Source organism: Streptomyces sp. NPDC017529, from assembly GCF_044329785.1.
GTDB lineage: Bacteria > Actinomycetota > Actinomycetes > Streptomycetales > Streptomycetaceae > Streptomyces.
The window spans coordinates 39,977-54,866 of the sequence record NZ_JBIRJY010000015.1; the positions used below are offsets into that span (position 1 = coordinate 39,977).

Here is a 14,890-nt window from a genome sequence, read left to right on the forward strand (position 1 = left end):
CGGGGGGGGGTGGGGTGGCCGCGGGGGGGGGCGGCCCGGGGGGGGGGGGGGGGGGGGGGGGGCGGGGGGGCCCCGGGGGCCCCCCGGGGGGGCCCCCCCGCCACCGCCGTCACGTGCGGGCCGCGCCGCCGTTCCCCGCGTACGCGAAGTCCGCGGCCGTCCAGGCCAGGCCCACCGCCCCGTCGAGCAGGGCCCGTTCGGCCGCCGGGGACACCGCCGCCTCGGCGAACTCCGGCTCGTGCGGCCCGCAGGCACCCCCGCTGATGTCCAGCACGGGGTGGATGGCGGGCACCACATGGGAGACGTTGCCCATGTCCGTACAGGCGAAGGGCCCGCGCTCGACCGGCTCGGGACGGCCCAGGGCACGCGCGTTGGCCTCCCACAGGGCGATCAGCGCGGGGTCGCCGCGGAAGTCCAGGTAGTCGGGCTCCGGGCGCTCCAGCGTCACCTCGCAGCCGGTCGCCAGCGCGCCCGCCCGGAAGCACGCCTCCACGCGCTCCCGCAGCTCCCGCAGGTCCTCGGCGGCCAGCGCCCGGATCTCGTACTCGGCCGTCGCGCGGTCCGGTATCGCGTTGGGCGCGGAGCCCGCCGAGGTCGTGATGCCGTGCACCCGCCACTGCGGCGGCAGCTGCTGGCGCAGCAGTCCCAGGGCGACCTGGGCGACGGTCAGCGCGTCGGCCGCGTTGCGCGCCTCGTGCGGGTTGAGGCTCGGGTGGGCGGTGCGGCCGGTGTACGTGACGGACAGCGTGCCGAGCGCGAAGGAGCGGAAGTCGGACATCTCGAACGGGCACGGGTGCACCATCATCGCCGCGTCCACCCCGTCGAACGCCCCGGCCTCCAGCAGCAGCGCCTTGCCCGCGCCGCGCTCCTCGGCCGGCGTGCCCAGCACCCGTACGGTCAGGCCGAGCCCGGTCGCGTACGGGGCCAGGCCCAGCGCCGCGCCGACCCCGGCGGCGGCTATCAGGTTGTGGCCGCAGGCGTGGCCGAGGTCAGGGAGCGCGTCGTACTCGCAGGCGAGGGCGACCGTGACCGGGCCCGACCCGGCGGTGGCCACGAACGCGGTGTCCAGGCCGTGTGCGGGCGCGGTCACCTCGAAGCCGTGCTCACGCAGCAGGCCGGCGCACCAGGCGGCGGCCTTCCGCTCGGTGAAGGCCGTCTCCGGGTGGCCGTGGATGCGGCGGCTGAGGCCGGTCAGTTCGGGGCCCAGCTCCGTGACGCGCCGCCGCACGGCGTCCTTGACGGCGGCGAGCGGGGCGGGTCCGGGAGCGGGGGCGGGGCTGGGGGCGGACGTCATCGTCTCCTCTTCGGGCTCGGTGGCCGGTGCCGATGACGGTCGGCGGCACCGCGGAAAGGTAAAAATAACTTAGGCTTCCCTAAGTTTGCGCTCGGCCCTTCGGCCGGTGCGCGGAGGTCGGTTTCCTTCATGGGAGTTGTCACACACATGCATCAGCGTCCGGTCGACCACGCAGCCACCGCGGCGCCGCCGCAGCCCAGCGCCCCCGCGAAGGGCCCGGCGGAGCCCGAAGGATTCGCCCTGCTCACCGCGCAGGCCGGCATCCTTTACGCGAGTCAACTGGACCCCAAGAGCCCGGCGCTCAACACCGCGGACGTCGTGGAGATCCAGGGGCCCCTGGACGAGGCGCTGTTCGAGCGCGCCCTGCTGCGTACCGTCACCGAGGCCGAAACGCTCGGCGTGTGTGTGAGCGAGACCGACGGCATCCCCTCGCAGAAGGTGGTCCCGCCGGACGCGGACCGGCTGCTGCACCGCATCGACCTGCGGAGCGCCCAACGGCCCGCCGATGACGCGCGCGACTGGATGCGCGCCGACCTCATCAGGGCAGCCGACCTCGGCCGGGCCGGACAGCTCATGACCCAGGCCCTGTTCCGCCTCGCCGACGACCGGTACTGGTGGTACCAGCGCGTGCACCACATAGCGGTCGACGCGTACGCCCTGCAACTGATCGGACGCCGGGCCGCCGAGGTCTACACCGCCCTCGCCACGGGACGGGAGCCCGCGGAAAACCGGTTCGCCCCGCTGCGCGACCTCGTCGAGGACGAGACGCGCTACCTGGAAAGCGAGCAGTACGCGGCCGACCGGGAGTTCTGGGCAGAGCGGATGGCCGGACGCCCGGAGCCGGTGACACTCGCGAGCGGCGCGGCGGCGCCCGCCGCGGGGGAGGATCACGAGGACCGCAACCGTACGGCCGGGCCCGGCGCTGCGGACACCACCGCCGCGTCGCTCGCCGACGCCATCGCCGCGGGCGACGTGCTCCGGACCGGCGCCGACCTGCCCGCCGGCGCGCTGGACCGGCTCACCCTGGCAGCCGAGGCGGCCAAGGCCACCTGGGCGGAACTGGTCGTGGCCGCGGCCGCGGGACACCTGCACCGCGTCACCGGGGCCGAGGACGTGGTCCTCGGCCTGCCGGTGACCAACCGCCGCGGCCCCGCCTCCCTGCGCACCCCCGCCATGACCGTCAACGTCCTGCCGCTGCGCATCGCCGTACACCCGCACGACACCGGCGCCGCGCTGCTGCGCCGCGTCGTCCTCGAAATGCGCGCGGTACGCCGCCACCAGCGCTACCCGCAGGCCGACATCCGCCGCGACCTCGCCCTCTCCTCGGCCGGCACGCCGCTGACCGGCCCCATGGTCAACATCAAGCCGTTCGACGCGGACCTCGACTTCGCGGGCCTGCCCGGCACCCTCCACAATCTCGCCGCCGGCCCCGTCGAAGACCTCGCCTTCGGCGCCTCCCCGGACGCGGACGGCGGGCTGCACATCAGCCTGGACGCCCACAGCGGCCGCTACGGGCGCGCCGAACTCGACGGACACCAGCGCACGTTCCTCCGCTACCTCGACGGCCTCGCCGACCTGCTGCTGACCGACCCGCACCGCCCCGTCGGCACCATCGACCTGCTGGACGCCGACGAGGTACACCGCGCCACCACCGGACGCGCCGAACCGCCGGCCGCCCGCACCCTGCCCGAGTACTTCGCCGAACAGGCCGCCCGCACCCCGCAGGCGGTGGCCGTCCGCACCAGCGACACCGCGCTCACCTTCGCGGAACTGGACGCCGCCGCCAACCGGCTGGCCCACCTCCTGGCCGGCCTGGGCGCGGGCCCGGAACGCCCCGTCGCCCTCGCGCTGCCGCGCGGCACCGGCACGATGGTGGCGCTGCTCGCGGTCCTCAAGGCGGGCGGCGTCTGCCAGCCCCTGGACCTCGGCCACCCCGCGGCCCGCACCCTGGCGGTCCTCGAAGACGCCCGGCCCGTATGCGTCGTCGGCACGGCCGCGACGCTCGCCGGACTGCCGCCGCACGGCCTGCCCGTCGTCGCGCTGGACACCGACGCCACCGCGGCCGCGCTCGCCGGGCAGCCCGCCGGCGCGCCCGCCACCCCGCCCGCGCCCGCACACGCCGCCTACGTCATCCACACCTCCGGCTCCACCGGGCGCCCCAAGGGCGTCGTCGTCACCCACGCCTCCCTCGCCAACCTGTACGCCGGGCACGGCACCGACCACGTCGCGCCCGCCGTCGCCCGCACCGGCCGGGACCGGTTGCGGGTGGCGCACAGCGCGTCGTTCGCCTTCGACGCGTCCTGGGACCCGGTGCTGTGGATGGTGCACGGACACGAACTCCACCTGCTCGACGACGCGTCCTACCGCGACCCCGCCGCGCTCGCCCGGTACGTGGACGAGCAGTACGTCGACTACCTCGACGTCACCCCGTCCTACGCCGAAGCGCTGCTGGCCGAAGGCCTGCTGGACGAGGGACGGCACCGCCCGGCCGTGATCGTCGTCGGCGGCGAGGCCGTACCCGTACCGCTGTGGGAGCGGCTGACCACCACCGGCGGACTGCACGCGGTCAACCTCTACGGGCCGACGGAGACGACCGTCGACGCGTACTACTGGACGGCGCCCGAGGCAGACGCAGGCGGGGCCCCCGAGGGACGGCCCGTACGCGGCTCCAGGGTCTACGTCCTCGACTCCTGCCTGCGCCCCACGCCGGACGGCGTGGCCGGCGAGCTGTACGTGGCGGGCGCCTGCCTGGCCCGCGGCTACCTGGGACGGCCCGACCTGAGCGCCGAACGCTTCGTCGCCGACCCGTACGGCGGGCCCGGCGCGCGGATGTACCGCACCGGGGACCTGGTACGGCGCCGGGCCGACGGCACCGTCGAGTTCCTGGGCCGCGGCGACGACCAGGTCAAGATCCGCGGATTCCGCGTCGAACTCGGCGAGATCCAGGCCAGGCTGGCCGAGCACCCGGCCGTCGCCCAGGCCGCGGTCATCGCCCGCGACACCCCGCAGGGCAAGCGGCTGTTGGCGTACGCGGTGGCGCGCACGGACGGCGAGGAAGCCGTCTCCTCCGCTTCCCCCACCCCCGCCGACCTGCGGGCGCACCTCGCGGCCACCCTTCCCGCGCACATGGTCCCGGCCACGGTGACGCTGCTCGCCGAACTGCCGCGCACCGCCAACGACAAGCTGGACCACCGTGCCCTGCCGGACCCCGAGCCGGGCGTCCCCGGCCGTGGCGACGGCACCGGCGGCGGTACGGGTGACGGCGGGGGCGGTACCGCCCCCGCCGTCACCGACGACCCGCACACCGAGATCATCCGCGGTCTCCTGGCCGACCTCCTGTCCCTGGACACCAGCCCCCCGGCGGACGCCGGGTTCTTCGACCTGGGCGGTCACTCGTTGCTGGCCGCCCGCCTGGCCGCCCGTATCCGGGAGATCTTCCAGGCGCCCGTGAGCACCGCGGACGTGTTCCGCAACCCGACCCCGGCCGCGCTCGCCGCGCTCGTGCACGCCGCCGCCCCGGCCGACGGCGCCGGGGAGCCGTCCGCGCTGCTGCCCCCGTTCCGCGTTCCCCGCACCGGCCCTCTCCCCCTCTCGCCCGCTCAGCAGCGGCTCTGGTTCCTCCACCGGCTCGAAGGCCCCAGCCCCACCTACAACATCCCGCTGGTGCTGCGCATCGACGGGCCGGTCGACCGCGACGCGCTCCAGCTCGCCCTGCACGACCTGACCGCACGTCACGAGACACTCAGGACGGTGTACCCGACCACTGACAACGCTCCGGAAGAGCAGCCCTACCAGCGGATCCTTCCCGTCGGGCACCTCCTGGCGCGGCCGGTGGTGCATCTGGCGGCACCCGGCGAGGACCTCGCCGAAGCGGTGCGGTACTGCTTCGACCTCGCCTCCGAACCCCCGCTGCGCGCCACCCTGTTCAGCGACGGGCCCGACCGCCACACCCTGCTCCTGCTGCTGCACCACATAGCCGGCGACGGCGCCTCCACCACCCCGCTGGCCCGCGACCTCGCGACCGCCTACACCGCCCGCCACGCGGGCCGGGAACCCGGGTTCGCGCCGCTGCCCTTCCAGTACGCCGACCACGCCGCCCACCAGCAGCAGATCCTCGGCACGCCCGCCGCGCCCACCGCGCTCGCCGCCGCCCAGCTCGCGCACTGGAAGCAGGCCCTCGCCGGCCTGCCCGACCAACTCGACCTGCCCATGGACCGGCCGCGCCCGCCGGTCGCCTCGCACGCCGGCGACACCGTCCCCTTCACCCTCGGCGCCGCGGCCCACGACGCGCTGCGCCGCCTCGCCAGGGCCACCGGCACCAGCGTCTTCATGACGGTGCAGGCCGGCCTCGCCGCCCTCCTCACCCGGCACGGCTGCGGCACCGACATCCCCCTCGGCACCCCCGTCGCGGGCCGTGCCGACGACGCCACCGCCGCCCTCGTCGGCTTCTTCACCAACACGGTCGTGCTGCGCACCGACACCTCCGGCGACCCCGCGTTCCGTACGCTCCTGGAGCGCGTACGGACCGCCACCCTGGCCGCGTACGAGCACGACGCGCTGCCCTTCGACCACCTCGTCGAAGCGCTGAACCCGCCGCGTTCGCTCGCCCGGCACCCGCTGTTCCAGACGATGCTGGCCTGGCAGTCCGTCCCGGACGCCGCGTTCGCGCTCGGCCCGGAGGCGACCGCCCGGCTGACCGCGGTGCCGTCCGGCACGGCCAAGTTCGACCTCACCCTCAACGCGGGCGAACAGCCCGGCGGCGGCATCGGCGGCTTCATCGAGTTCCGTACGGACCTCTTCGACCGCGCGACCGTGCAGGCCCTCGCCGACCGGCTGGCCCGCCTGCTCACCGCGGCCGCCGACGCCCCGGACACCCCGCTCGGCCTGCTGCCCCTGCTCGGTGACGAGGAGCGGCACCGTGCCCTCGTCACATGGAACACGCCCGCCGAACCCCTCGCCGCCCGCCCCGCCACCACGCTCGCCGACGCCTACGAGGCCGCCGCCCGCAGCCACCCCGGCCGTACCGCCGTCAGCTGCGCCGGGCAGTCCCTCACCTACGCCGAACTGTCCGGCCGCGCCCACCGCCTGGCCCGGCTGCTCGCCGCCCGCGGCATCGGCCCCGGCTCCATCGTCGCGCTCGCGCTGCCGCGCTCCGCCGACCTGGTCACCGGCCTGCTCGCGGTCTCCCTCGCCGGAGCCGCCTACCTGCCGCTCGACCCGGACTACCCGGCGGACCGCCTCGCCTACATGCTCGGCGACGCCGCCCCGGCCGCACTGATCACCGACACCGCGACCGCGCCCCGGCTCCCCGCCCACACCCTGCCGCTGGTCACCGTGGACGGCGGCGCGGCGGACGGGTACGACGCGGCCCCGCTCACCGACGCCGACCGCACCCGGCCGCTGCGCCCCGACGACGCCGCGTACGTCATCTACACCTCCGGCTCCACCGGCCGCCCCAAGGGCGTCGTCGTCACCCACCACAACGTGACCCGGCTGTTCACCGCCACCGGCCACTGGTTCGGCTTCGGCCCCGAAGACGTGTGGACGCTCTTCCACTCCTACGCCTTCGACTTCTCCGTCTGGGAACTGTGGGGCGCGCTGCTGCACGGCGGCAAGGTCGTCGTCGTACCCCACCTGACCAGCCGCGACCCGCACGCTTTCCGGCAGCTGCTGGCCACCGAGCGGGTCACCGTCCTCAACCAGACCCCGTCCGCCTTCTACCAGCTCGCCGCCGCCGACCGGGAGAGCGACGGGTCGGCACTGGCCCTGCGCTACGTCGTGTTCGGCGGCGAGGCGCTGGAGCTGGGACGGCTCGACGACTGGTACGAGCGGCACGCCGACGACGCGCCGGTCCTGGTCAACATGTACGGCATCACCGAGACCACCGTGCACGTCTCGTACTTCCCGCTCGACCGCGCCACCGCCGCCGGCGCCACCTCCAGCACCATCGGCGTCAACATCCCCGACCTGCGCGTCTACGTCCTGGACGACAGGCTCCAGCCCGTACCGCCGGGCGTCACCGGCGAGATGTACGTCGCGGGCGAGGGCCTGGCCCGCGGCTACCTGGGGCGCGAGGAGCTGACCGCCACCCGCTTCGTCGCCGACCCGTACGCCCGCCTCTTCGGCGAGGAAGGCAGCCGGATGTACCGCTCCGGCGACCTGGCGCGGCGCCGCGCCGACGGCGCCCTGGAGTACTTCGGCCGCGCCGACCAGCAGGTCAAGCTGCGCGGTTTCCGCATCGAGCCGGGCGAGATCGAGGCGGTGCTCGCCGCGCACCCGGACGTCGCGGACACGGCCGTCGTCGTACGGGAGGACACCCCCGGCGACAAGCGGCTCGTCGGCTACGCCGTACCGGCCGCGGGCCGGGCGCCCGACCCCGCCGCCCTGCGCGACCACGCGGCCGCCGGACTGCCCGTCCACATGGTCCCGTCCGCCGTCGTCCTGCTCGACCGGCTGCCGCTGACCGACAACGGCAAGCTGGACCGCAAGGCACTGCCCGCACCCGACCGCCCGGCCGCCACCGGGCGCCCGCCCCGCACACCCCGGGAGGAGCAGCTCTGCACGGTCTTCGCCGAGGTGCTGGGCCTGGACCGGGTCGGCGTCGAGGACAACTTCTTCGACCTCGGCGGGCACTCGCTGCTCGCGGTGCGGCTGGCCGGCCGCGTCAAGGCCGTGCTCGGTACCGAGGTCTCCATCGGCACGGTCTTCCAGTCGCCGACCGTCGCGGCCCTCGACGCGGCGCTGGACGCCGTGCGCCACGACGACCCGCTCGACGTGCTGCTGCCGCTGCGACCGGTCGCCCCGGGCGCGGAGGCCGGCCGCCGGCCCGTGCACTGCGTCCACCCGGCGGGCGGTCTGAGCTGGTGCTACGCCGGCATCATCCGCCACCTGCCCGCCGACGTGCCGATCTACGGGCTCCAGGCGCAGGGCGTCGGAGCGGCCACCGCCGGGGAGCCGCTGCCCGCCACCTTGGAGGAACTGGCCGCCCACTACGCCGCGCGGGTCCGCGAGGTGCAGCCCGAGGGCCCGTACCGGCTGCTCGGCTGGTCCACCGGCGGCATCATCGCGCACGCCATGGCCACCCACCTCCAGGACGAGGGGCACGAGGTCGAGCTGCTGGCCATCCTCGACGCCTACCCGGCCGAGGGCTTCCGCGGCCTGCCCGTACCCGACGAGGCCGAGGCGCTCGAATCGCTGCTGACCATGGGCGGTTACGGGCCGGACAGCCTGGAGGGCAAGCCGCTGACCACCGCCAACGTGGTGGAGGTCCTCCAGCGGGAAGGCAGCCCGCTGTCCACGCTGTCCACCGACACCATCAAGGCGCTCGGCGCGATCTACCTCAACACCAACGACCTCGTACGGGCCTACGACCACCGCGTCTTCCGGGGCGACGTGCTCTTCTTCCGGGCCGTCGTGGACACCATCGACGACACCCTCACCCCCGACACCTGGTCCCCCTACGTCACCGGCCGCATCGACAACACGAACATCGAGTGCTCCCACAAGGACATGACCCTGCCCGAGCCCATCGCGCACATCGCGCGCGTGGTGGCCGACCGCCTCACCGAACTGGAGGGGTGACCCGGTGACCACCACCGAACCGGCCACCCGGCCCCGGCTGAACCCGAGGACCGCCGTTGTTCTCGTCTACACGGCTGCCATGTGCATGAACGGCCTGGACTCGACCATCGTCAACCCGGCCCTGTTCACCATCGCGGGCGACTTCGGGCAGCCCGTCTCCGCCGCCAACACCGTCGAGACGGCCTTCCTCGTCGCCCTCGCCCTGGCCCTGCCGGTCGCCGGCTGGCTCGGCGACCGCTACGGCACCAAACGCGTCTTCCTCGGCGCCCTCGCCGTCTTCACCGCCGCGTCGGCCGCCTGCGGCCTGGCGCCCGGCCTGCCCGCGCTGGTCGTGGCGCGGGCCGTGCAGGGCCTGGCGGGCGGACTGCTCACCCCCGTCGGCATGACTCTGCTGTTCCGCGCGTTCCCGCCGCACGAACGGGCCAGGCTGGGCAAGGTGCTGATCGTGCCGACGGCCCTGATGCCCGCGCTGGGCCCGCCGCTGGGCGGCTTCCTGACCCAGCACCTGTCCTGGCACTGGCTGTTCTTCGTGAACGTGCCGATCGGCGCCGCCGCCGTGCTGCTCGGCGTCCTCGGGCTGCGCGAGCACGTCGAGGGCGTGCCGGGGCCGTTCGACCGGGCCGGGTTCTGGCTGGCCACCCCGGGGCTCGGACTGCTCACCTACGCGCTCGGGTTCGGCCCGTCACACGGCTGGACGCAGCCCGCCGTCGCGGCCGCCGCCGTACTCGGCGCGGTACTGGCGGTGGCGGCCGTGCTCCACCAGCTCCGTGCCCCCGAGCCGTTGCTGAGGCTGCGGCTGCTGGCGGGCCGGGCGTACGGCACGGCCTCCGCGCTCGCGGCGCTCACCGCCGCGGGCCTGATGGGCGTGCTGTTCGTCTTCCCGCTGCTCTACCAGGCGGCGCTGGGCGCCTCGGCGCTGGACGCGGGCCTGAGCGTCTTCCCGGAAGCGGTCGGCCTGATGCTCGCCTCCCAGGTCGTCGACCGGCTGCTGCCGCGCGTCGGCCCGCGGTGGCTCGCCGTGCCCGCCCTGCTGCTCGCCGCCGTGGTCTTCGCGGCCCTCGCCGTGCCGGGCGCCGCGGACCACGCGTGGCTGGTACGCGGGCTGATGTTCGCCATCGGCCTGGTGCTCGGCACGGCCGTGCTGACCGTCCAGCTCGCCGGGTTCGAGGACGTCGCGCCGCCCGACATGGGCCGCGCGATGGGCCTCTTCCAGATCGTGCGCACCCTGGGCGGCGCGCTCGGCATCGCCGTCTGCGCCGGGGTGATCGGCGGCCACGGGACCGGCACCGGCGGGCCGGGGCCGTACCGGGTCGCGGTGTGGGTGACGGCGGGCCTGGTCGCCGTGGGCGCGCTGATCGCGCTGCGGCTGCCGAAGGAACCGCCGCAGCCGCCGCCGTTCGACGACGACTCCGGCGACGGGGCGGAAGCGGGGGAGGGGGCGGCGGCCCCGGCCGCGAGCTGAGGACCGCCGCCACGGGCGCTGCTGCCCGGGGCTCAGTGCCCCGACAGCAGCGCCCCCAGCCCCGTCGCCAGCCCGCCGCGCCAGCACGCGTAGTCGTGGCCGCCGTTGAACTCCTCGTACGCCACGTCGTAGCCGCGCGCCCGCAGGACGTTGCGCAGCCGCCGGTTCTCGGCGAGCAGCATCCACTCCTGGAGGCCGACCTCCAGCCGCAGCCGCACCGGGCGGCGTTCGGCCGTGGCGTACTGCCGGGTCAGCCACTCGGCCCCGCGCTCGTCGTCGTCCGGCCACCAGAACGACCCGGACTGCGACAGCGCCAGGCCGAACCGGTCGGGCCGCCGGAAGGCGGCGAACGCCGCGGTCAGGCCGCCCGCGCTCTGGCCCGCGACGACCGTGCGCTCCGGGCGCGGATCGGTCCCGTACGCGGCGTCCGCCCACGGCAGCAGCGTGTCCGCCAGCCAGTCGACGAACGCGCCGTTGCAGCTGAGATCCTCCATCCGGCGCCCCATCGTGTCCACGAGCAGCGCCACCGTGGGCGGTACGGCGGCATCGGCGTGCAGGTTGTCGAGCAGGTCTCCGGCACACAGGACCGGGCCCCACATCTCGCCGTCGAACAGCACCGCGACCGCGTACGGACCGCCGTCGGCGCGGTGGCCGGGCGGCAGGTGGACCGTGACGTGCCGGCCGTCCACCTCGGTACGCACGGACGTGCCGCGCGCCGCGCCGGGCCGGCGTCCGGTGCACGGCTGCGCCGGGGCGCCGGGCAGCTCCAGCACGGACGCGGGGTTGCGGCCGTCCCGCGACGGCAGGGCGGGCGCGGTGTTCAACGGGTCGGGTACGGCGCTGTCCAGGACCTTCAGCCACGCCTGCCGGTCCGTACGCAGGATCTCCTCGCGCGGCCCGGTGCCGGGGTGGAACTGGTACGAGGCGCGGTGGTCGGACCGCAGCCGGTGGCTGAGCGCCCAGACCGACGTGCCCTCGACGCGGGCCATCAGGTTCGGCGTCAGGTCGCCCGCGTGCCGGTCCCGGTCGGTGACGGTGTGCAGCAGCGCCAGGACGTCCGTGGCCGGACGCGCCGGGTCGTCCCGCCACACGAACGTGACGAGGACGTGGCCCGGATCGCCGTCCGGGTCCGGTTCCACGAGCGGCGTGCCGGCCGCTTCGGCGCGGCGCCAGAACTCCCGCTCGGCGCCGGGCCGCCCGGCCCGCACCTCGGCGGCGAGCGTGCGCAGCAGCGGACTGCGGACAGCGGTCACGTGCGTACTCCTCTCAGGAGCGCGGTCAGCACAAAGGTTTCGTCACACACGGGTGGCCGCCGACCTGCCCAGCAGCACCCACAGCAGGAACGGCCCGCCCAGCACCGTCGTCACCACGCCCACCGGCAGCTCCGTACCCGAGAACACGATCCGCCCGACGGTGTCGGCGGCCACCACCAGCAGCGCGCCCGTCAGCATCGTGCCGACCAGCGGCACCCGCAGCGGACCCGCCAGCCGCGACGCGATGACCGGCGACGCGAGCGCCACGAAACCGACCGGACCGCAGATGCCCACCGCCAGGCCCGCCAGGGCCACCGCCAGCAGCAGGCACACCGCGCGGGTACGGCCCGGAGCGGCGCCCAGCGACGAGGCGGTGGCGTCGTCGAAGCGCAGCACGCCCAGGTGGCGGGCGACCGCGAGGCTCAGCGGCACCAGGACGGCCAGGCCGATCAGGACGGGCACGGCGACGGAGTAGCCGCGCCCGTTGAGGCTGCCCGAGGTCCACACGTACAGCGAACTCGCCGAGTTGAGCGAGCGCCGGGAGAGCGCGACCTGCGTCGCCGCCGAGGCCAGCGCGGACATCGCCAGGCCCACGACCAGCACGCGGTAGCCGCGCTGCCCGAGACCACCGGAGACGACGGTGACCACGACCGCCGCCACCAGCGCGCCGAGCGGCCCGGCCCACCAGGCGCCGAAGGTGCCGGTCGCGCTGAGCGTCACGGACAGCAGGACGGCGGCGGTGGCGCCGTCGTTGACGCCGAGCAGTTCGGGGGTGGCGAGGCGGTTGCGGGCCAGCGTCTGGGTGAGGCAGCCGGCCAGGCCCAGCGCGGCGCCCGCCGCCAGGCCCGCCACGATGCGGCCGAGCCGGAACTTCTGCACCAGCAGTACGTCGAAGCGGTCGCCGTACCCGAAGATCGCGCGGAAGGTGCGGGCCACCCCCATGTCGCTCTGCCCGGCGTACGCGGACAGCACGACGGCCAGCAGGAGCAGTGCGGCCAGCAGCAGTGCGGCGAACGTGGCGCGCCGGGCGACGAGCAGGGAGAGCGGGCCGCGGCGCAGCACGAGAGTGTCGGCGGGGCGCACCCGGCCGGTCCTGGGGGCGCGGCGGGGGAGCCGCCGCCGCAGCGCGCGCAGCGCTCCGCGCGCGGGCTTGCCCGACGGGCGTTCCTCGGCGGCCGGTTCCGTCATGCCCATCGCGGTGAGCTGCTTGGAACGGACGATCCCGATCAGGACGGGCGCGCCGACCAGCGCCACGATGACGGAGACGGGCGCCTCGAACGGGCGGGAGACCACCCGCGCCGCCACATCGGCGACGATCAGCACGGCGGCGCCGATCAGCCCGGCGAGCAGCAGCCGCGCGGCGAGCCGGGTGCCGGCGATCGCCCGCGCCAGGAAGCCCGCCAGCAGCCCCAGGAACGAGATGGGGCCGGCCAGCGCCACGGCCGCCGCGGTCAGCAGCGTCACGCCGACGGCGACGACGGTACGGATGACCGGCGGCCGGTGCCCGAGGCTGCGGGCCAGGTCGTCGCCGAGCGCGAGCGCGGACAGCGGCCGGGCGACCAGCAGCGCCACCAGGAAGCCGACGGCGAGCACCGGGGCCAGGCGGCCGAGTTCGCCGAAGCCCTCCACCCCGGCCAGCGAACCGAGCACCCAGAACCGGAACCGGTCGTAGGTCTCGGCCGAATTGACCACGATCACGCTGGTCAGGCCGCCGAAGGTGGCGCCCAGCGCGGCCCCGGCGAGCACCAGCCGCATCGGGGAACCGCCGCCCTTGCGCCCCGCGATGAGCAGCACCAGGCCGCTGGCGACGACCGCGCCGGCGAACGCGCAGACCAGGTAGGCGTAGCCGCTGTCCAGGCCGAGCAGCGCGATGCCCGCGACGACACCGAGGGAGGCGCCGGCGTTCACGCCGAGCAGGCCGGTCTCGGCGAGCGGGTTGCGGGTGACGGCCTGGAGCAGGCAGCCGGCGACGCCGAGCGCGCCGCCGACGAGCAGGGCGGTGAGCGTACGGGGCAGCCGCAGGTCGCCGACGACCAGGGCGAGGCGCGGATCGGTGCGGGCGCCGCCGCGGTCGAGCAGGTAGTCCAGGACGCCGCTCGCGCCGACCTCCCCGGCGCCGACGCACAGGGACACGGCGGCCAGTACGAGGACGGCGGCCGCGAAGCCCGCCACGGCGAGCACGACGGCCCGGTCGGGCGCGGGCCGGCCGCCGGGGCCGGGCACCGGTCCGGCGGAGGCAAAGCGCGGGTCATCCGCGGCGGGTGGGGTGTCCTTTCGCGCCACCGGCAACGAACCGTCCTCGGTGACGGGTTCGGGGGGCGGGGCGGCTATACCCGTGCGCTGCTTTTGCATAAGGTGAGGCTAGCCTAACCATTTCGGGCACGTCGGGGCGGAATGGCGGAGTGGCTGGGTGCCTGTCCTATATTAGGTTAGGCTTGCCTAACAAAAAGGGGAGGTTGCTCATGCCTGAGCACATACCGGACGGTCGCGCCGAGTTCACCGGGCGGATCGCCCTGGTCACGGGCGCCGGGCAGGGCATCGGCGCCGCGGTCGCCGCGGCACTGGCGCACCGAGGGGCCCACGTCGTGGCCACCGACCGCACCGCACCCGCGGTGCCGCGGCCCGCCGGAGAGGCCGCCGGGCCGGTCACCGCCGAGGCCATGGACGTCACCGACCCGGCCGCCGTCGGCGCCGTCGTCGAACGCGTCGAGCGCGAACTCGGCCCGATCGCCGTCCTGGTGAACGTGGCCGGCATCCTGCGCCCCGGACCCGCCGCCGAACTCTCCGACGCCGACTGGGCCGACACCTTCGCCGTGAACACCACCGGCGTCTTCCACACCGCACGGGCCGTCGCCCCGCACATGGCCGAGCGCGGCTCCGGAAGCATCGTCACCGTCGGCTCCAACGCCGCCGGCGTCCCCCGCACCGGAATGGCCGCCTACGCCGCGTCCAAGGCGGCTGCCGCCATGTACACCAAGTGCCTGGGCCTCGAACTCGCCCGCAGCGGCGTCCGCTGCAACATCGTCGCGCCCGGCTCCACCGACACCGCGATGCAACGCGCGCTGTGGACCGACGACGACGCGCCCCGCCGCGTGATCGCCGGGGACCCGCAGACGTACCGCACCGGCATCCCGCTCGGCCGGATCGCCGACCCGTCCGACATCGCGGACGCGGTCGTCTTCCTCGCCTCCGACCGCGCCCGGCACATCACCATGCAGGAGCTGTACGTCGACGGCGGCGCCACCCTCCGCTGACCCGCGCCGCGCCCCCGCCGCCCACCCTCCGCGAGGGCGGGCACAC

6 protein-coding genes are annotated in these 14,890 nt (G+C 75.5%); 3 read left to right on the forward strand and 3 right to left on the reverse strand.

The features are described 5' to 3' along the window. Positions 1 to 109 precede the first annotated feature (109 nt). Complete coding sequence (locus ACH4K4_RS29560; RefSeq protein WP_398171533.1) at positions 110 to 1,294, reverse strand: M20 family metallopeptidase; 1,185 nt, start codon at positions 1,292 to 1,294, stop codon at positions 110 to 112. Between the two features lie 147 nt (positions 1,295 to 1,441). Between ACH4K4_RS29560 and ACH4K4_RS29565 the strand changes: the two genes are divergently transcribed. Both ACH4K4_RS29565 and ACH4K4_RS29570 read left to right on the forward strand, forming a co-directional pair. Further along, entirely contained in the window at positions 1,442 to 8,875 is a 7,434-nt protein-coding gene (locus tag ACH4K4_RS29565; protein ID WP_398171534.1) for an amino acid adenylation domain-containing protein, read from the forward strand. 4 nt (positions 8,876 to 8,879) lie between these two features. Further along, on the forward strand, positions 8,880 to 10,337 hold the full coding sequence (locus ACH4K4_RS29570) for a DHA2 family efflux MFS transporter permease subunit (RefSeq protein ID WP_398171535.1): 1,458 nt from the start codon (positions 8,880 to 8,882) through the stop codon (positions 10,335 to 10,337). Between the two features lie 32 nt (positions 10,338 to 10,369). On the opposite strand, the gene fes is transcribed toward ACH4K4_RS29570, so the two are convergent. Together fes and fhuB are read right to left on the reverse strand one after the other, a co-directional pair. Continuing rightward, positions 10,370 to 11,590, reverse strand: coding sequence for an enterochelin esterase (gene fes, locus ACH4K4_RS29575; RefSeq protein ID WP_398171536.1), 1,221 nt, complete (start codon positions 11,588 to 11,590; stop codon positions 10,370 to 10,372). 42 nt (positions 11,591 to 11,632) lie between these two features. Next, positions 11,633 to 13,942, reverse strand: coding sequence for a Fe(3+)-hydroxamate ABC transporter permease FhuB (gene fhuB / locus ACH4K4_RS29580; RefSeq protein WP_398171537.1), 2,310 nt, complete (start codon positions 13,940 to 13,942; stop codon positions 11,633 to 11,635). Positions 13,943 to 14,052: 110 nt separating this feature from the next. Here fhuB and ACH4K4_RS29585 point away from each other — a divergent pair, with 110 nt between their 5' ends. Next, positions 14,053 to 14,844, forward strand: a complete 792-nt coding sequence (locus ACH4K4_RS29585) for a 2,3-dihydro-2,3-dihydroxybenzoate dehydrogenase (RefSeq protein ID WP_398171538.1) — start codon at positions 14,053 to 14,055, stop codon at positions 14,842 to 14,844. The last annotated feature ends 46 nt before the right edge of the window (positions 14,845 to 14,890 follow it).

Bases quoted from the DNA above. Each gene is read 5' to 3' on its own strand.
- ACH4K4_RS29565 (WP_398171534.1), top strand. From the start codon at position 1,442: ATGCATCAGCGTCCGGTCGACCACGCAGCCACCGCGGCGCCGCCGCAG.
- ACH4K4_RS29560 (WP_398171533.1), bottom strand. From the start codon at position 1,294: ATGACGTCCGCCCCCAGCCCCGCCCCCGCTCCCGGACCCGCCCCGCTC.
- fhuB (WP_398171537.1), bottom strand. From the start codon at position 13,942: ATGCAAAAGCAGCGCACGGGTATAGCCGCCCCGCCCCCCGAACCCGTC.
- ACH4K4_RS29585 (WP_398171538.1), top strand. From the start codon at position 14,053: ATGCCTGAGCACATACCGGACGGTCGCGCCGAGTTCACCGGGCGGATC.